General features: G+C 42.7%; 21 protein-coding genes. All 21 read left to right on the top strand.

From position 1 onward, the window contains the following. Positions 1–95 precede the first annotated feature (95 nt). The 21 genes from MKX98_RS01815 (at position 96) to MKX98_RS01915 (ending at position 19,046) form a co-directional block, all read left to right on the top strand. Entirely contained in the window at positions 96–506 is a 411-nt protein-coding gene (locus MKX98_RS01815) for a serine acetyltransferase (protein ID WP_339221085.1), read from the top strand. Positions 507–521: 15 nt separating this feature from the next. Further along, on the top strand, positions 522–1,736 hold the full coding sequence (locus tag MKX98_RS01820; RefSeq protein WP_259445514.1) for a glycosyltransferase: 1,215 nt from the start codon (positions 522–524) through the stop codon (positions 1,734–1,736). Further along, entirely contained in the window at positions 1,705–2,499 is a 795-nt protein-coding gene (locus MKX98_RS01825) for a WecB/TagA/CpsF family glycosyltransferase (protein ID WP_339221088.1), read from the top strand. Before MKX98_RS01820 ends, MKX98_RS01825 begins: the two co-directional genes overlap by 32 nt. A 35-nt stretch (positions 2,500–2,534) precedes the next feature. Next, entirely contained in the window at positions 2,535–3,920 is a 1,386-nt protein-coding gene (locus MKX98_RS01830) for a sugar phosphate nucleotidyltransferase (RefSeq protein ID WP_339221090.1), read from the top strand. A gap of 15 nt (positions 3,921–3,935) precedes the next feature. Beyond that, positions 3,936–5,033, top strand: a complete 1,098-nt coding sequence (locus tag MKX98_RS01835) for a hypothetical protein (RefSeq protein ID WP_220686878.1) — start codon at positions 3,936–3,938, stop codon at positions 5,031–5,033. Between the two features lie 37 nt (positions 5,034–5,070). Further along, positions 5,071–6,402 (top strand): UDP-glucose/GDP-mannose dehydrogenase family protein, encoded by a 1,332-nt coding sequence (locus MKX98_RS01840; protein ID WP_339221091.1) that lies wholly within the window; start codon positions 5,071–5,073, stop codon positions 6,400–6,402. Between the two features lie 17 nt (positions 6,403–6,419). Next, on the top strand, positions 6,420–7,565 hold the full coding sequence (locus tag MKX98_RS01845; RefSeq protein ID WP_339221093.1) for a nucleotidyltransferase family protein: 1,146 nt from the start codon (positions 6,420–6,422) through the stop codon (positions 7,563–7,565). A gap of 107 nt (positions 7,566–7,672) precedes the next feature. Continuing rightward, positions 7,673–8,935 carry an O-antigen ligase family protein gene (locus tag MKX98_RS01850; RefSeq protein WP_339221095.1) on the top strand — a complete coding sequence of 421 codons (1,263 nt, stop codon included), beginning with the start codon at positions 7,673–7,675 and terminating at the stop codon, positions 8,933–8,935. A 271-nt stretch (positions 8,936–9,206) separates the two neighbouring features. Further along, positions 9,207–10,313, top strand: coding sequence for a dTDP-glucose 4,6-dehydratase (rfbB, locus tag MKX98_RS01855; protein WP_259445512.1), 1,107 nt, complete (start codon positions 9,207–9,209; stop codon positions 10,311–10,313). Between the two features lie 16 nt (positions 10,314–10,329). Next, positions 10,330–10,620 (top strand): lasso peptide biosynthesis PqqD family chaperone, encoded by a 291-nt coding sequence (locus MKX98_RS01860; RefSeq protein WP_071219237.1) that lies wholly within the window; start codon positions 10,330–10,332, stop codon positions 10,618–10,620. A gap of 2 nt (positions 10,621–10,622) precedes the next feature. Further along, positions 10,623–11,126, top strand: a complete 504-nt coding sequence (locus MKX98_RS01865; RefSeq protein ID WP_339221098.1) for a lasso peptide biosynthesis B2 protein — start codon at positions 10,623–10,625, stop codon at positions 11,124–11,126. Continuing rightward, positions 11,123–12,928, top strand: coding sequence for an ABC transporter ATP-binding protein (locus MKX98_RS01870; protein WP_339221100.1), 1,806 nt, complete (start codon positions 11,123–11,125; stop codon positions 12,926–12,928). Before MKX98_RS01865 ends, MKX98_RS01870 begins: the two co-directional genes overlap by 4 nt. 398 nt (positions 12,929–13,326) lie before the next feature. Then, on the top strand, positions 13,327–13,527 hold the full coding sequence (locus tag MKX98_RS01875; protein ID WP_006207692.1) for a cold-shock protein: 201 nt from the start codon (positions 13,327–13,329) through the stop codon (positions 13,525–13,527). 100 nt (positions 13,528–13,627) lie between these two features. After that, positions 13,628–13,870, top strand: a complete 243-nt coding sequence (locus MKX98_RS01880; protein WP_071219234.1) for a cold-shock protein — start codon at positions 13,628–13,630, stop codon at positions 13,868–13,870. A gap of 67 nt (positions 13,871–13,937) precedes the next feature. Continuing rightward, complete coding sequence (locus MKX98_RS01885) at positions 13,938–14,165, top strand: helix-turn-helix domain-containing protein (RefSeq protein ID WP_113059088.1); 228 nt, start codon at positions 13,938–13,940, stop codon at positions 14,163–14,165. Positions 14,166–14,512: 347 nt separating this feature from the next. After that, positions 14,513–14,971: an Hsp20/alpha crystallin family protein gene (locus MKX98_RS01890; RefSeq protein ID WP_339224282.1), complete on the top strand. Its 459-nt coding sequence runs from the start codon at positions 14,513–14,515 to the stop codon at positions 14,969–14,971. 157 nt (positions 14,972–15,128) lie between these two features. Continuing rightward, entirely contained in the window at positions 15,129–15,833 is a 705-nt protein-coding gene (locus tag MKX98_RS01895) for a PspA/IM30 family protein (protein ID WP_339224284.1), read from the top strand. A gap of 27 nt (positions 15,834–15,860) precedes the next feature. Next, positions 15,861–16,892, top strand: a complete 1,032-nt coding sequence (locus MKX98_RS01900; protein WP_113059091.1) for a TFIIB-type zinc ribbon-containing protein — start codon at positions 15,861–15,863, stop codon at positions 16,890–16,892. Beyond that, the gene (locus MKX98_RS01905) at positions 16,889–17,689 is read left to right on the top strand and encodes a TPM domain-containing protein (RefSeq protein WP_339221107.1); all 801 of its coding nucleotides are present in this window, start codon (positions 16,889–16,891) and stop codon (positions 17,687–17,689) included. The genes MKX98_RS01900 and MKX98_RS01905 overlap by 4 nt, the downstream gene beginning before the upstream one ends. 21 nt (positions 17,690–17,710) lie before the next feature. Further along, the gene (locus tag MKX98_RS01910; protein ID WP_220686869.1) at positions 17,711–18,748 is read left to right on the top strand and encodes an SPFH domain-containing protein; all 1,038 of its coding nucleotides are present in this window, start codon (positions 17,711–17,713) and stop codon (positions 18,746–18,748) included. Between the two features lie 172 nt (positions 18,749–18,920). Beyond that, a complete protein-coding gene (locus MKX98_RS01915) occupies positions 18,921–19,046 on the top strand; it encodes a hypothetical protein (protein ID WP_339221109.1) in 126 nt (41 codons plus the stop codon). Positions 19,047–19,086: the final 40 nt, after the last annotated feature.

Raw genomic sequence — 19,086 nt, forward strand, 5'->3', positions numbered from 1 at the left:
ATAAAATGAGGTTATCAAGATTTATAATATTTTTCTTTCTGGGAATTGGTCCATTTCAAGCAGTAGCCTTGTATAGGTTATCGAGATTTTTTAAGGTGAACAATATTCCCTTTATTCATTCGTTATTAACAAGAATAAACATAATACTTAATGGAACGGAAATATCTGCAGATTGCAGGATTGGTCCTGGCTTTTTCCTTGCTCATACTACGGGAGTAGTAATTGGGCGTAATGCAGAAATAGGGAATAATCTGCTTTTGTTTCATAATACTACTATCGGAGCAAAAACTCCGTTTGATGGATTAGAGGAAATGCCGGTCATAGGTGATAATGTTAAGATATACGCCGGAGTGAAAGTGTTGGGAAATATACGGATACACAACAATTGTATATTAGGGGCTAATACAGTAATTACTTTTGATTTAGAAGAGGGATCGACTATTGTAGAAAACAGAGAAATGTATAAAATCATTAAAAAGCATGTAAAAAAACGGATAGTTAATTGATGTGAGGCGATCAAATTGAAAAGGGTTTTGCTTGTCCATAATTATTATCAGCAAGGCGGAGGGGAAGACAAGGTAGTTGCCCAGGAAGTAGCATTGTTGAAGTCAAGGGGTATAGAAGTTGAATTATACTCAGTACATAATGATATGATTAACAATCAAGGGTTAGTGAAAAAAGCAAAAATAGCATTGGAAGCAACCTGGTCCTTTTCTGAATATAAACGAATTAAAAAAAAAATTATGGGCATGAATCCTGATGTGGTTCATGTCCATAATTTTTTTCCACTCATTTCGCCTTCAATTTATTATGCCTGTAATCATTTGAATATCCCTGTAGTTCAAACCTTGCATAATTACAGATTAATGTGTCCAGCAGCAACCTTCTTGAGAGAAAATAAAGTATGTGAGAAATGTGTGACTGGATCATTAGCCAATTCAGTTATAAATGGTTGTTATAGAGGCTCGAGAATGCAGACAGTGCCTATTGTTTCAATGATTTCTTTAAACAGAATGTTGGATACATGGGGTAAGAAGGTAGATCGATATATAGCTCTAACGGAATTTTCAAAGATGAAATTTGTAGAGGGCGGTTTACCTGAAAATAAGATCGTTGTAAAGCCGAATTTTATTTCAAATAAACCGAAGTTAGAATCCATAGATACTACAACTGAAAATTATATTTTATACGTTGGAAGAATATCGGCCGAGAAGGGCGTTCAAAATTTATTGGAAGCATGGCAACGTATTAATGATAAAAAAGATATGAAACTTATTATTGTGGGGGATGGCCAAGAGAAAGAGCATTTATTTAAGCTGTACGCTGATAAAACTGTGCAGTTCGTAGGTAATCAACCAACCCAAAAGGTATTGGATTATATGGAGCATGCCAAATACTTGATAGTCCCTTCAATTTGGTATGAAGGCTTTCCCATGACCATAGTGGAAGCTTATTCAGTTGGAACACCGGTTATTTGCAGTGAAATAGGTTCTTTACAAGAAGTTGTACAGCATGAAGTGACAGGCTTTCATTTCCAACACGATAACATCCGAGATATACAACGGGTTATAAGTGAAGCACTTAATTATAAAAATTACTCTAGTATGAGAAAAAAAGTTATCGATGTATTTCATCATAATTATACAGAAGAAATAAATTATAAACTGCTTACAGATGTATATAAAAGTGTAATTAAGGAGAAAAATGATGAATGTTTCGCAGAGGTCAAAATATAATGTCGGAAAAATTATTAATTCTAATATTTCTACATTAAGCTTTAAAGAAACGGTCTCGGCGATAGAAGCTTGGATCAGTAAAAAACAAAAAAAATATGTTTGTATATGCAATACACATTCGCTTGTAACTGCGAGTGATGACATCATTTTTGAAGAAGTGTTGAATAGAGCTGGATTATGCACCCCGGATGGAATGCCTTTGGTGTGGGCATTAAAATCGTACGGGTATACAGAACAGGAACGGGTTGATGGTCCAAATTTAATGTTGAAATTGTGTGAGCTGTCTACGGTGAAGAAATATAAAATCTTTCTTTATGGTGGAACTAAAGAGACCCTAGATGAGTTAACCCAAACGCTACTTAAGCAATATGATGGTATCGAAATTGTAGGAATCCATTCTCCACCCTTCAGACAGCTTACAGAAGAAGAAGATACTGCGGTTGTGAATATGATTAATTCAACTGAAGCTGATATCGTATTTGTAAGCCTTGGATGTCCGAAACAAGAATATTGGATGTATCATCATAGGGATCGAATTAATGGAATAATGATAGGGGTCGGTGCAGCATTCGATTTTATTACAGGAAGGATTAAGAGGCCGCCGATAATATTCCAAAAGTTAGGTTTAGAGTGGTTGTTTCGTCTATTAAAAGAGCCTAAAAGATTATGGAAACGTTATGCGTACAATAATCCAGTTTATGTATATCGATTTATGAAGACCTATAGAAAAAATAAAAACATGGCAATGACAAAGTCTCTATAACGGGACTTTTTTTAATTTCAAGGAGGGATAGTGGAATGAAACTGGTACTGTTGTCCGGGGGATCTGGCAAAAGATTATGGCCATTGTCAAATGATGCGAGATCCAAGCAATTCCTTAAGGTTCTAGAGAACGATGAGCATGAACTAGTTTCCATGGTGCAGCGTGTTTGGGGACAGATTGTAGCAAACGGGCTGGCAGAATCCAGTTTTATTGCAACCAGTAAATCTCAAATTGAGATTATGCAAAGCCAAATTGGAATGGAAATCCCTCTTATTATTGAACCTGAACGGCGTGATACATTTGCAGCAATCGCTCTGGCGACAACATACCTCTACTCCCATGTTGGAGTCGGATTAGATGAGGTCGTTTGTGTATTGCCGGTAGACCCTTTTGTAGAGAACCATTTCTTTAACGTCGTAAAGCGACTGGAAGATGTGCTAGACCATTCGAATGCTGAACTTGCGCTTATAGGTGTTAAGCCAACTTACCCGTCTTCTAAATACGGTTATATTATTCCGTTAGAGTCCCAACATAACATCGGAGATTTAGAACGGACCGATTATCTTGAGGTGAGTCATTTCCTGGAGAAGCCAACAGAGGAGACGGCGAAACGGTTAATAACTCAGAATGCATTTTGGAATTGCGGTGTGTTTGCTTATAAATTGAGCTATATTATCGATCTTCTTGAAAGCAGGGGACTGCCTATTCAGTATGAAGGAATGATCCAGAAATACCAGACATTACCGAAAATTAGCTTTGATTACGAAGTAGTAGAAAAAGCCACAAGAATTGCAGTCGTTCCTTACGACGGGTATTGGAAGGATCTAGGCACATGGAATACATTAACAGAGGAAATGCAGCATCGGCAAATTGGAAGAGGCATTATTAGCGATGATTGCGAGAACACGCATCTGATCAATGAAATCGACATTCCTGTCTCGGTTGTTGGATTGTCCAACATTGTAGTCGCGGCAAGTCCTGACGGAATTCTAGTTACAGATAAAAGCGCAAGCCCGCGTATTAAGGATTTTATCAATTTCAATCAAGGCCCAATGTACGAGGAGAGGCAGTGGGGATGGATTCGTATACTTGATGACCAAACGTATGACGACGGTCGTTGCGTAATAACTAAACGAATAGGTATTGGAGAAGGTAAGAATATAAGCTATCGTATGCATTCTAACCGTGAAGAAGTATGGACCATTGTAAAAGGGGAAGGGGAGTTTATCCAAAATGGTAATTTTATGAGGGTGAAGGCGGGCAATGTTCTTCATCTGCCAATGAAGACGCTGCATAGTATTCGGGCTTTATCCGATTTGGAGATTATTGTAGTCCAGAGTGGTGTAGAGCATGAGAGAAACCAATTGATCGAGTTGTATCAGACATGGGGTGAAATGGCTGAACACTGCATAAAAATGTGATGTGCTAATTTTATTATGAAAACGATCTGCTATTATATCTCAGATTACGGCTATGGTCATGCAACCCGAAGTATTGCCTTAATACGTTCTTTGCTTCAGTATGCACCGAACCAGTATCGAATTATTGTCTGTTCGAAAAACGCACTTCCATTTATTCGTAAATCATTGAAAGGTGTGCCTTCAGATAACATCCTTTACCATGAGTGCACCTCTGATCTCGGTTATGTATTAAAAGAGGGTTCTGTCGACACGGACCCCATTTTATTTAAATCGAAATACTTTGAGTATGTTGAAACACTCCCTTTTGAATTTCAAAGAGAGGCTGATTTCATTGCTAGTGAACACGCGAGTTTAGTCATATCCGACATCTCACCAATTCCTATTGCCGCAGCAAGGATAGCGAAGGTCAAGAGTTTAGGTATTTCCAATTTCACATGGTATACCGCGTATAAAAATATGCTTAGCCATAAAGATCTCCAACCTTTATTTCATGCATACTCCATGATGGACAGTTTCATTAGCCTTGCAGGGTCTAATGAACCACAGTGGTGTAAGGGAGTTAGGTCAATGAAAGCGGACTTTTTCTGTCGGGACACTGACGAGAATGAAGTTCGACGTCTAATCAATAAGATAAATCCGAAGCGGAATAAATGCGTCATCTATTTTGCCCTTGGCATGAGCATTCAGGCTAGTGGTCTTGATTCACTGAAGATATGGCAGGATGATTCATGTGTATTTGTGGTATCCAGCAATATCGACATTGTTCGTGAGAGTATACATTCGATACCACCTTTTTATACGGAGTCTCAAAATTATGTCGCTGCCGCAGATGTCATAATTACAAAGCCTGGTTGGGGTACTGTAGGAGAGGCGGTGTCACTCTTTAAACCTTTATTACTATTGGATAGGGATTTAATGAGTGAAGATCAAAACACGATTCATTCACTTACCGGTAGACATCCGTATCAACTGAAATCATGGGAGCGTTTAAAACTCATGAATGCCAAGGATATAATCGCAAGGCTTCTTTCAAGTCCGAGAATGAAGCAGTATGGAGATAGCGAGTGGCATAAAAGGAACATTGTGAAGTTTGTTGGCCAATTCATACAGTAACATTGACAACAAGGTACTGTAGAGAGGGGATAAGAAAGTGAAAATCTGTGTAATAGGAACCGGATATGTAGGCTTGGTTTCAGGGGTGTGTTTCTCTGAGCTGGGTAATGAGGTTGTATGTGTAGATAAAATAGCTTCGAAGGTCCAATTGCTTAACAAAGGGGAAATACCCATCTATGAGCCTGGGTTAAAGCATCTTTTAGCCAAAAATAAAGAAAAGGGCTATCTTAGATTCACTACAGATCTGCCTGAAGCTGTACGGAGTTCTGACATAATTATCATTGCTGTTGGCACGCCATCTCTGCCTAACGGCCAGGCCGATTTGAGTTATATTGAGCAGGCGGCAAAGGAGATTGGGCAATCATTAAACGGTTTCAAAATTATAGTAACGAAAAGTACCGTGCCGGTCGGGACTAATGAGAAGATTCAGGCAATTATTGAGGCTAACTCGAGGTATGCTTTTGAAGTAGCCTCCGTTCCGGAGTTTTTACGTGAAGGGACCGCGGTACAGGATACTCTTCAGCCTGATCGTATTATAATCGGGACAACTGCTGAAAAGGCGAAGAAGATGTTGATAGAGCTGCATAGCCCATTAACAGATAAAATAATGGTTACAGACATTCGTAGTGCTGAGATGATTAAGTATGCTTCCAATGCTTTTCTTGCCACAAAAATATCGTTCATCAACGAAATAGCCAATATATGTGAAAAAGTAGGAGCCGATGTAACGCAAGTAGCCTCAGGAATGGGTTACGACAAGCGTATCGGCTCTTCTTTTTTAAAGGCAGGGATTGGTTACGGAGGATCATGTTTTCCAAAAGACACACAAGCATTGATCCAAATAGCAGGGCAAATGGACTATAATTTTAAACTGTTAAAGTCTGTAGTTGAAGTGAATCGTGATCAAAGGTTTAACATCATTCATAAACTTGAAGCAGTAATGAATTTATCCGGTAAAACCATCGCTGTTTGGGGACTTGCATTTAAGCCGGAAACTGATGATATTAGAGAGTCGCCGGCCATTGAAATTATTCAGGATTTATTGAATAAGAATGCAAGAGTGAAAGTCTATGATCCGATCGCTGCTGAAAACTTCAAACAGACTTTTTCACTAGATGTCGAATACTCTAATAGTGCAATTGAATGCGCTAAGGATGCAGATGCATTATGCATCTTAACCGAATGGAAGGAGTTTCAAGATATATCTCCAAAGACCATTCACTCCTGTCTAAGATATCCTGTTCTTATCGATGGACGAAATCTTTATAGTGAAGTGGAAATTTCGGAAACGGAGTTGATTTATTATTCCGTTGGCCGGCCGAATATGAACAAAGGACAAAGAGAACAGAAACCGCTCTTGTCATTTTAATGGTTGGAGGCATAAGAATGAACACAAAAGATCACTCTAATGAGTTTAAATTTATGTTGTTATGTCTTCGAGATGATATCGAAGTGGATGAAGATACAATATCCCAATCAGGAGTAAATTGGGGTGTTTTTCTTGATATGGTGATACACCATAGAGTTTATTCTATCGTGTTCTTGAAATTAAAGAACATATGTTCAATCTCGGCCATAATCCCTCAAGAAGTAATTAATAAACTTCAACAGCTTTTCACAAAAAATGCATATAAGATGCTTCAGTTAACAAGAGAAATGGGAGTTATATGTAAAAGGTTTGAAGAGAATGATGTACCGCTTATTGTATTAAAAGGTCCAGTTTTAGCCGTAACTCTCTATGGAGATATATCCAGAAGAACTTCAAAGGATTTGGATCTATTTGTTGATGTAGAGGATATAAATAAATCAATGGATATTTTGCTAGAAACTGGATACAAAATGAAAGATGAGAAATTATTAAATAATTGGTTGATTAGGACACATCATCTATCGTTCGTTCATCCCGTGCATCATGTTCAAATTGAATTACACTGGCGGTTGAACCCGAATCTGAGAGCAGCGCCTACCTTTATGGATTTTTGGAATCGTAGAAATGAAATTTCAGTATCAAATCAGACTTATTATTATTTAGGAAATGAAGATTTATTGTTATATCTTTCAGAGCATGGATCACGGCATGGTTGGTCACGACTTCGCTGGCTAATGGACATCGATAGACTATTGAGGAATAATTCCATAAATTTTGAAAGACTACAACGATCTTTAAAGCAGTATAAAGTAACACACTATGTAAAGCAGGCAATCCTTTTATCGCATTACTTATTGTCATCTGAACCTTCAACTGAGATTAGCAAAATTATTCCCTTGAAGAAATCTAATAAACATCTTGAGAGAGTTATTGAAAGGATAGAAAAGAATTATTATTCAACTGGAAATATGAATATACAACATGATTGGTATTTCTTCTTGCTTATGTCATTCAGCCAAAAGCTACACTATGTTCGTATGTTATTTACACCCAGCTCAAAAGATGCAAGTATGCTCCCGCTATCTAAGCGTTATCATTTCATTTACTTTTTATTAAGGCCATTTTTTTTAATATTAAGGTTGTTGAAACGAGGATCTGCCTAAATAAGAATGTATCGAGTGTAGGAGTTTGTGTTGTTATCGTGGAGAAGAAACAAAATTTTTTATTTTACTTTGTGTTTATAATATTGTGAAAAGGACTGGGGAACTACATGAGGGACAGCTCTATCGCTTTAAATCCAACCACCTCAGGTATAAAATCATCGTCATTTCTTGATAATGTATTCATTATTTTCTCATTATTCTTTTTCGCTCTGCCACAAACGACGATGGGGGCATCAATTAACCAAATTGTTGTTAATTGTGCTATGTTGAGTATTACATTACTATTTACATTCCCTATAATCAGTACAATGGTCAGAGTTATCTTTACTGACAAAATACTGTTGGTATTTATATGTTACTGTTTTATGTCTTTATTGTGGTCAGCTGTACCCATTATCACACTTATATTTCTGCTGAAGATAATTACCGCTACATTATTTGCGTATTATATTGTATTAAAATACAATGCCGAGGTATTTTTTAAATACATTATTATATTTTTAATGATCTCAGCAGTATTAAGTTTTGTTTTGGGAATTTTATTTCCGCAGTATTTCATCCATCAGGGTATTAATCATACTGGTGAATGGAAGGGGATTTTTGGACATAAGAATGCTTTGGGGACGATTTGTGCAATAGGTATTTTCACAACGGAAATATGGTTTCTGACTAAGAAAACTAATAAAGTAATAGCTGGTTTGTATTTTGGGTTATTTTCTGTATTGCTGTTTTTATCCTCATCAAGGACCGCTATTGTTGTTTCATTAATATGCCTTGTAATACCGATTATTTATAGAGTTTATAAAAACCTCTATAACATCCATCGGTCTCTTTTTGTTTCTTTTATTTTTTTCGGAACTATTGGAACAGCTGGTACTATTTATATAGTAACATCAAACCTGGATTTCTTATTTAGTTTATTAGATCGTACACCCACGTTGACGGGTAGAACAGAAATTTGGGCAGTGGTAAGAGAATTTATTTATGAGAGAATGTGGTTTGGCTATGGTGGAGGCGGTTTTTGGTACAGTAGCTATGCTCTTGATGTTTGGAATATCCTAAATTATCCGGGTTTATCGAGTAGCCACAGTGGTATACTTGATTTCTTGCTTGATTTTGGTGTAATTGGACTTGTAATAATATCTGTACATTATTTTTTTGTGCTGATAAGGGCTGTTAAGCTGTCGTTCCTTAAGGGGGGCATCACAATTTGGTTCCTAGTGTTTGTATTATTTATACTTATCAACAATTATTCGGATAGCAGATTTCTAAACACTACGAGTATTTTCTGGGTACTATACGTATGTTCATCTGTTTTCACTAAAAAACAATTGGGTACATCCCCACAACATAATTTCACACCCTTATAACTTTTGATTCCATTGCAAAATAAATTACTCGTTTATTCCATGTAACATGCATTATTTATACTTGAACATATAGAGTGGCTGGATATCTTCAGCAACGAAATAAAGATGAAGTATCCTCTTTTATTTAATTTAATTACGCTAACTTTCCTCACTTAATCCCCCTTACGAACTCTTCCCCTAAATCTAATAACTTCGTATAACTATGTATACAAAAGGGAGCTTTTCTTGCTATAATTGATACGAATTGTATCGAGTTAAAGGGGTCCAATCCATGAATACCGAACTCATCACAATCGATGATCTTATCGTACAGTCCGGAGGTTTCCTGATTAGTGATAGGGATGGAGAAAACGGAGGGGATTTAATGTCCATAAGAAACCTGTTATCGGATCATCCAACGATATTAATTACAGGCGGAGCCGGATTTGTCGGAAGTAACTTTTTGCGTCTTATGCTTCCCAAGTATCCTTCGTATCGTTTTATCAATATGGATAAACTGACGTACTCGGGTAATGTAAATAATATTTCGGATTTCCTTGAGTATCCTAACTACACCTTCATTCATGGGGATATTTGCGATAGAGCCCGAACGGATTCTATTGTCCAGTACCACGGTATTGATATTATCATCAATTTTGCTGCAGAGTCGCATGTTGATCGAAGCATTAAGGATCCCTTGGTCTTTGTTACGACGAATATCAATGGCACTCAATCTCTTCTGGATGCTGCAATTAAGCATTGCGTTAAGTTGTTCTTGCAAATATCCACGGATGAGGTATACGGCTCGTTGGATGATACCGGGTTCTTTACAGAGGCTTCTCCAATTGCTCCCAACAATCCCTATTCTGCCAGCAAGGCGAGTGCGGATATGTTGATTTCATCTTACAGCAATACCTACGGCCTGCCATTTAATATTGTACGGTTCGGGAATACCTATGGTCCCGCCCAATATCCCGAAAAACTCATCCCAATGGTGATATTGAATGCGCTTCAGAACCAACGCATCCCGATACATGGCGAAGGTCAAAGCATCCGTGATTGGGTATTTGTTAAGGATAATAACACGGCAATCGACAGGGTCTTGCATTATGGTCGACGTGGTGAGGTTTATAATATTGGTTCTAATCAAGAAAAAAGAACCATTGAAGTCGTTCATTTAATATTGGAGATGTTAGATAAACCAAACCATCTGATTGAATTTGTGGAGGACCGCCCCGGGCAGGATTATCGATATGCAAATCGTCCGGATAAAATCGTAAATGAACTCGGTTGGAAGCCTCAATATGATTTTTTAGAGGGACTGAAGCACACTGTTCAATGGTATACCGAGCATATGGGATGGTGGGAATCTCATGCCGGATACGATATGTATCAATAAAAGGAGGATTAGGCTCATGAGTACGGAATTAATCACGACAGACGCGCTTGTTGTGCAATCCGAAGGTTTCCTCGTCAGTGATATGGATGGCGAGAAGGTGATGCTGAGCATCGAAAACGGCAAGTATTATAATCTGGGACGGATTGGCGGGCGGATATGGGAACTTATTTCGTCTCCCGTTACGATCTCCAATATGGTGGATCAATTGGTGATGGAGTATGAAATCGAGCCGGAGCTCTGCGAGCAGCAGGTCCGATTGTTTCTCAAGCAGTTAGCCACGGAAGGCCTTGTTCAGGTGGATAAATAGCAATGAGCCTTTACCGGAAAGCACGCCGATTCATGTCTTATCCTGTCAGCATGAAGCTGATGTTGGCAGAAGCTTATGTTTATCTGGCCTGGGGAAGGGTATTCAAGCTATTTCCTTTTCAAAAGGTATCTTCGTCTCTGGGAGAACATATGAAGGAGACGCCGTATGTGGGCTATACGGAGCAGGAGCTTTCGCTTGTCCGCCAAATCTCAAGAGCCGTACATACCATGAGCCGTGTCACATGGTGGGAAAGCCAGTGCCTGGTTAAAGCCGTTGCGGCGATGAAGATGCTGGAGCGAAGAGGGATTCCGAGTACGCTTTATTTGGGGAGCGGTCGGGACGATAAAGGAATGATGGTGGCCCATGCCTGGCTCCGCTGCGGCTCTTATATTGTAACGGGGAGAGAAGGGCACGAACGATATGCCGTCGTCGGGATATTCGGTAAGGATATGGGGGCCGGAGATTTGAACTTGAAGCGGTCATCCGATAAGGAGTTTTTACATTGAAGGATCTCTTATATTTTATCCGTAAAATGCATGGGATGGCCGGGTTTAAGCTTTACCTCAATATGAGTATGATTCTGGTCATCAGTGTTCTGGACGGCATCGGCATCTATTTGATCGTCCCGCTTCTCGGGGTCATTGGCGTATTCGAGACCGATTTGAGCGGGGTGCCGCTCGTCTCAACCTTGATGGACCTTGCGGGTTCATGGTCATTGCAGCTCAATCTGCCGATGGTGCTGGCCCTCTATGTTGTGATTGTGGGCGGGCAGGCCTTGCTGCAGCGAAGCCAGAACCTGTTAAATGCAAAAATCCTGCAGCGATTCATTCGCAAACTGCGTATGGAAACGTATCAAGGGCTGCTGCATGCCAAATGGGAGTTTTTCCTGCGGCACCGCAGGTCGGATTTCAACCATGTCATGACCAATGAGCTCGGGCGCGTGAATCAGGGAACGTTTCTGTTCCTGCAGATGGTCTCGTCTTTCTTGTTCACGGTTATTCAGATCGGCCTTGCCCTTTGGCTGGCTCCGCTGCTGACTCTCATCGTCCTGTTGAGCGGCGGGCTCCTTGCCCTGTTCGGACGCAGATTCATCCGGCGATCGAAGCGGATCGGCGAGGAGACGACAGAGTTATCAAAATATTATTTTGCGGGCATCAGCGAACATTTCAACGGCATCAAGGATATCAAGAGCAACCGGTTGGAGCCGTTTCATATGAACTGGTTTGACAGGCTGTCGCGAAAGATGGAGCATAACTTCATCCAATTTGGCAAAATCAATTCTTTGTCCCAGCTGATTTATCGGCTCTCGTCCGTCTTGCTGGTTGCCGGATTTGTGTATTTGGCGCTGGAAGTGCTGCGTACGCCTGCCGAGCAGCTGCTGATGATCGTTCTTATCTTTTCGCGCTTATGGCCTAGATTTATCAGCATTCAATCGAGCACCGAGCAGCTCGTGTCGAATTTCCCGGCCTTCCGGGCGATTCGCGAGCTGCAAGCGGAATACGAGGAAGACAGGGAAATCGCCGGATCGGTTCCGATGGCAGGTGGCGAGCGACTACAGCTGCAGCATGGAATTGATTGTCGTCATGTGGACTATCGGTACGATGCCTCTAGCCCCGTCTATGCTTTACGAGATATCAACTTACATATTCCGGCCAATCGCATGACGGCTATCGTCGGCAAATCTGGCGCGGGCAAGAGCACGCTTATTGATCTTCTAATGGGACTGATCCAACCGGAGAGCGGGCAAGTTCTTGTGGACGGCGTGTCCATGGAGGACGAACGTCAGCTGATGTCACTCCGAGGGGGGATCGGATATGTGGCGCAGGATCCTTTTCTGTTCAATGAGAGCATACGGGATAACCTGAAGCTGGTGGCTCCCGATGCCTCGGATAACGAGCTGTGGGAAGCGCTGAGGTTTTCAGCCTCCGACGAATTCGTGCACGGGCTTCCGCTAGGCCTCGATACCGTCATCGGTGACCGGGGTATCCGCCTGTCCGGGGGAGAACGTCAGCGGATTGTGCTGGCCAGAGCTATCTTGAAAAAGCCTCCGATTCTGGTATTGGACGAAGCGACAAGCGCGCTCGACAGTGAGAATGAGCAGCGGATTCAGGAAGCGTTGGAACAGCTGAAAGGGAGCATGACGATTATCGTGATTGCTCACCGGCTGTCCACCATTCGCCATGCGGACCAGGTCATCGTGATGGAGCAGGGGCGGGTTATCCAGCAGGGAGGTTATCAGCAGCTGTCCCAAGATCACAAAGGCACTTTCCGGCAGCTGCTCAGTTATCAGACAGGTGCTCAGATGTAACCCCTGATGGGAGCACATAACACGGCTGTATTCGCGAGACATTTTAAAGCTGTAGCCTTGGGCCATTCCCCGGTATTCTGCCGGGGAATGGTCTTTTTTTTGCGTAAACATGTCTCTAGCTAGCAGATTAAACTGACTACTTGCCTTCTCATCAATCTCCCCATTAGCTTGGTATCGTTTAAGTTTATTTTATCCATGTCTTTTTTTGGATTGCGCCCATAGAAATAAGACGTTTGCTATTTTAGATCGGTTGGGGTATAATAAGTTTATTGGGATTTTGACCTGAGATTCACATATTGCAGAGGGTTATTATTTTGATTAGGAACCTTGTGCAATATGTGAATTTTTTGTTTTTTAACCAAAAATGAGAAAATCATATAAATTTAGGAGGTGTTTCTATGCAAACAGGAACAGTAAAATGGTTTAACGCAGAAAAAGGCTTTGGTTTCATCGAGGTTGAAGGTGGCGAAGACGTATTCGTACACTTTAGTGCAATCACTGGTGACGGCTTCAAGTCGCTTGATGAAGGACAACGTGTTGAATTTAACGTAGTTCAAGGCAACCGCGGACAGCAAGCCGAGAACGTTGTAAAACTGTAGATTCGTGAAAAGATCCCCAAACGTACCGTTTGGGGTTTTTTTTATAATAGAGCTCAAGCAGCATGAAGGCGTTAAAAATGTAGCTAAAGGGGGAAGTTCATTGTCTTATTCTTGGAATAAACCACTGGAAAATCTGCCGGAAGAGATGACCGCGATCTGGTCTTGTACGAAGGAAGGGTGTAACGGTTGGATTCGAGATAGCTTCTCGTTCAAGGAAGTTCCCATTTGTTCACAGTGCGCGTCGTCCATGGTTAGCAGCAATAAAATTCTACCGATCCTTGTTTCGTCGGATCAGCAGATCAAGCTTTACCGTAAGAATCAGCGCAAGGATACCAAATCGTAGGGAGAAGCCTTTTCGGCTCCTTAACCATTTTGTTTCATTCGTTGCGTTAAAGAAAGGTTGAGATCTCATGCAGGTGTTCGAAGATTGGAATTTAAAGGTGAAAAAAACGTTTAATGCAACCAGTAATGAAGAAGTATTAACCGTTTCTGAGGCAGGTCAATTGTTAGGTTTGTCCAAAGATCAAATGAAAAGCTATGTCGATCAGAATAAGCTGACCAAAGTTCCGATCATGAGAAGCGTGCATCGATACCTTTTGTTGAAAAGTGAAATCGATCGTATTGTGAATAAACGATAACCTCAGCTGTTTGCTGCTCTCGCAAAAGATGGTGTCGAGGCAATCTTTCATGATGTATCGACTATCCTCAGGCTCCCATATTTAATGTGAAAGGCACCCTTAGGGTGCCTTTTTTATGTCCCAAGATTCGTCACGAGCCGGGCTGCTTGATGACGGTAGATACAATATAGTCTAAAGGTCAAAAAAGGTCAAATCGAAAGATCGATACCCCTTCATTCAAAAAATCGGCTGAAAATACGCTATTTTAGCTCTGATTTCTTCATCATCGGTTTTGGCATTAATGCGTGCAAGGCATATAATAAAGGCGTAAGGTCAAACAAGGTCAAATAAGAAAGGGGAAATCTATGATGTTTGATTTGATGCCATTTGGAAAGCGCAGAGAGGATGCCTTCGGACAGTTGGTGAAGTCATTTCACGATGTCTTTAACGATGCGTTTCAAGATGAGGCGTTTGCACCGTTCAAAGGTTCGATGATGTCTTTCAAAACAGACGTTAAAGAGACGGAGCGCGCTTATCTGGTTGAGGCGGAACTTCCAGGCTTTCAAAAGGACGACATCGAAATCAGCTACGCTGACCCTTACTTAACGATCAAAGCCATTCGCAAGGAGGATCACAGCGTAGAGGATACGAAGCAGCAGATCGTCCGGAAGGAACGCCGTTATGGCGAGTATGTGCGCAGATTTTACGTGCAGAACATAGCCGAGGACCAAATTGCCGCTTTCCTGAAGGATGGAGTCCTTAAGCTTGAAATACCGAAGCAGCCGAATCCCGGTAAGAAGCGTATCCAGATTCGGGATGATATCTAATATATACACCCTCCGATCATTGGGTCGGAGGGTATTTTTTTGTTTTTCCATAGCAATAAATTTACATATATTCCATCGAATTTCGGCAATTGAAACCTTTTGTCGGTATATAGGGTATTATAGTTTAAATGTAAACTTTTCGAGGGGGACACTCATGGTGGGAATCTTATCGAGGTTTAAGGATGTTATGAAGGTGAATGTGAACGCGCTGTTGGATAGGACGGAAGATCCGGAGAAAACAGTTGATACTTATATGCGCAGCTTGAATACGGACTTGGGTAAGGTGAAAGCGGAGACGGCTTCCGTGCTCTCGGATGAGCGAAGAGCGAAGCGGGCGCTTGATGAGTGCAGTAGCGAGATCAAGAAGCTGCAGCGATATGCGGAGAAGGCTATGGAAGCGGGAAATGAAGGCGATGCCCTGAGGTTCCTGGAGCGAAAAACGGCTCAGGCCGAGAAGCTTAGCGAACTGCAGGCAGCCTACGAATCGGCTTCCGCAAACGCCGTCAGGATGAAACAAATGCAGGATAAACTGGTGTCGGACATGAGTCAGCTGGAAGCTCGTTATGCGGAGTTGAAAGGGAAGATGGCGGCTGCCAAAGTCCAGCAGAATATAAACGCCGGCCATGCATCCTCGGGCGGTGCGAATGCGGCATTCAACACGATGGAAGAGAAGGCAAACCGTGCCTTGGATGAAGCGCTGGCCCTGGCCGAGCTTCGCGCCGGAGCGAAGGAAGACGATCTGGACGATCTGATCGCTGAATTGGAGAAGAATATGAAGAAGGACGGAGCTGCTCCAATGGAGACTCCCTCTGCCCAGGATGAACTGGAAGCAATCAAAGATAAGCTGAAAAAGAAGGAATAATCATTTCATTGTTATCGAGGTGAAGAAATGCCGGTTATCGAATACAAATGCCCGAACTGCGGCAGCAGCATGGTTTTTGACGGCGATACAGGAATGTTGTCTTGCTCGAGCTGCGGAAGAAAAGATAATATCGAGGAAATTCCCGACCCGCTGAAAAAGCAGGTTTTCGTCGAGAACGAAGTGAAGGAGTATCACTGCAACAGCTGCGGGGCCGTCATCGTGACAGAGCCCGAAACCAGCGCTACGACTTGCAGCTTCTGTGGATCCGCCGTTGTACTCAGCGACCGGCTGAGCGGTGAGTTGGCTCCGGTCATGGTCATCCCGTTCTCGATTACCAAGGAAGAAGCGATGAAGGCTTTCAAGAAATGGTGCAGGAACGGTCTTCTGACGCCAAGCGGATTTATGACAGCGAATCGGATCAAGGAAATTACCGGGATCTATGTGCCCTTTTGGCTATATGAGTTACATAATCGGGTTGAAGTTCATGGCCACGGCACCAAGGTGAGAACCTACACACAAGGAGATTACCAGTACACGGAGACCCAGCATTTCGATATCTACCGGAAGATTCGCTTGAACTATGTGAAGGTGCCGATCGATGCTTCGGAGAAAATGAATGATGAACTGATGGATAAGCTGGAGCCTTTCCCCTATCAGCAGCTGAAGGAATTCAAGACGCCTTATCTCGCCGGGTATATTGCCGAAAAATACAGCCATGATGAAGAGCAGCTTCTTCCGCGTGCCAAGGATAAGATCAGCTCCTACATTGATTCGTATATTTCGTCCGCGGTGTCAGGATATACAACCGTGAATTATACCAACAAGCGAATCGATACCACCTTGAAACAGGCCGATTATGTCCTCCTTCCGGTATGGATGGTGCACTATGATTACAATAAATCGGAGCATACCTTTGCGATGAATGGCCAGACGGGAAAAGTGGTCGGCAAACCGCCGATTAGCAAAGCAAAAGTGGCTGCGTGGTTTGCAGGCATTTCGGGAGTTTCGTTACTGTCATTGAAGCTGATCTCCTGGGCGATGGGAGGAGGTTTCCTGTGAGAAGACGATATGTGGTAGGGGCTGTTCTGTTCTTCCTGATTGCCTACCTGATGGTTCCGGCCTTGATGGTCAACGCTGCGGATGATAAGCCATTAATCTTTGATGAAGCCAATCTGCTCAGCCCGGAAGAACGGAATGAGCTGAATGCGATGGCGAATGAGTACGGTGCCGAACGCGAAACGGACTTTATGATCCTTACGGTTGACCGTGTCGAGAATGACGATTATGAGACATGGACGGAAAATTTTTACGATGCGTACGCACCCGGGTATGACAGGCGGCACGGCAATACCGTCATTTTGACCATAGTAATGAGTGCGCGTGACGGTTCTCGTAACGTGCATTTGGAAGGTTATTATAAGGCTGAGAAGTATCTGGACGCTGGGAGACTGACCAAAATACGCAGCAAGATCACACCAGATTTGTCGAGCGGCAATTATAAGCAGGCTTTTGAAAAATACATCAAAACCGCTCATCGGTACATGGGCTTTGAGCCGGACGTGAACCCGGATAATATTATATTTAATCTCTGGTTTCAGCTGGGAGCTGCCGCTGCCATCGGCGCGATCGCCGTGGGGGTCATGGCTTACCGTTCCGGCGGACGGGTGACGGTCAACAGCCGAACCTATGAGGATGCCAGCACATCGGGGATCTTGAACCAAGAGGACCGTTATATTAGAACAACGGTAACGAAGCAGAAGATCGAGCGCAACACGAGCAGCGGCTCGGGCGGCGGAGGCGGAGGCGGCGTCAGCAGCGGCGGCCATTCGCATAGCAGCAGCAGCGGGAAATTTTAAGGGAAGGGATGGATAACATCGATGGGATTTTTCAAGAACCAATTTTCTAACGTCGTGGAATGGGAAGAGTTTAGGGACGATATGATTTTCTGGAAATGGAGCAACCGGGAGATTAAAAAAGGGAGTAAGCTGGTCATCCGCTCCGGTCAGGACGCGATTTTTGTCAATAACGGCAAGATCGAGGGAATTTTTGAGGATGAAGGCGTATATAACATCGACTCGGATATCATTCCGTTCCTTTCTACTTTAAAGGGGTTTAAATTCGGATTTAACAGCGGGATGCGCGTGGAAGTCCTGTTCGTTAACACGAAGGAATTCACCGTCAGATGGGGGACGCAGAATCCGATCCTCATTCCGACGCCTCAGCTTCCGGGCGGAATGCCGATTCGTGCCAACGGCACGTTCAATTTTAAAGTGAATGATTATGTGACGCTCATCGACAAAATAGCCGGGATGAAAGAAAGCTACTTAGTTGAAGACGTTAAGATCCGGATCACCTCGGTGCTCGATCAATTGTTGATGAAATGGATCAGCCGCGAAGGCAAGGACATGTTCAATCTGCAGGCGAACGCCTCCGATATCGCGAGAGGGATTCAAGAAGACCTTGACATGGAAGTGATGGACAACGGGATCACGATCACCGGCTTCCAGGTGATGAGCTTCAATTATCCGAAGGAAATTCAGGATATGATCACCAAGACGGCTTCCCATGAAATGATCGGCAATCTGCAAAAATACCAGCAGGTGAGCATGACGGATGGAATCGCATCCGGTAAGGTGCAAGGCGGCGGTGCGGCTTCGGATATGGCCGGCATGATGATGGGGATGAACATGGCTAATGAAATGATGAAAAACATGAATCAGAATAATTCAAACCAGAACAATCAGAACCGGAACAATCCGAATCAAAGCCAACAGCCTCCGGCCGAGAAGGAGCCAGCCGTTCCAGCGACCGCATCCCCTTCTGAAGGAAACAAAAAGCCCAACTTCTGCCCGAACTGCGGCGCAAAGAATGAGGGGGCGAACTTCTGTCCGAATTGTGGGCAGAAGCTGAGTTGAATCCAGCAGCATGAATAGATAGATGCGCAACTTTGGGATTTGACATCAAATTGATGTCACGGTCACGGTTAAAATGATGCAAATGGTCGGTTTCTTCTATTGAATGTGAATGACCATCAAGACAGCACCCCTCGCTCATAAAGCGGAGGGTGCTGTTCTGCTATGTGTGCATATGAGTGGACCACAATTCAAAGCCCAGTTCGTGAGTGCCGTTATGCGGGTTGGCGGACATCAGATCACTTATTCCTTGGGCAGGAACGTAGGTGCTGCAGCGCGAATCCGGAGAAATAGAACTTGACGGACAAATGAGAACTAGGCAAACGGAAAAGGGGTGCATT

Origin of the sequence: Paenibacillus sp. FSL W7-1332, from assembly GCF_037969785.1 — a bacterium.
Taxonomy (GTDB): Bacteria; Bacillota; Bacilli; order Paenibacillales; family Paenibacillaceae; genus Paenibacillus_AQ.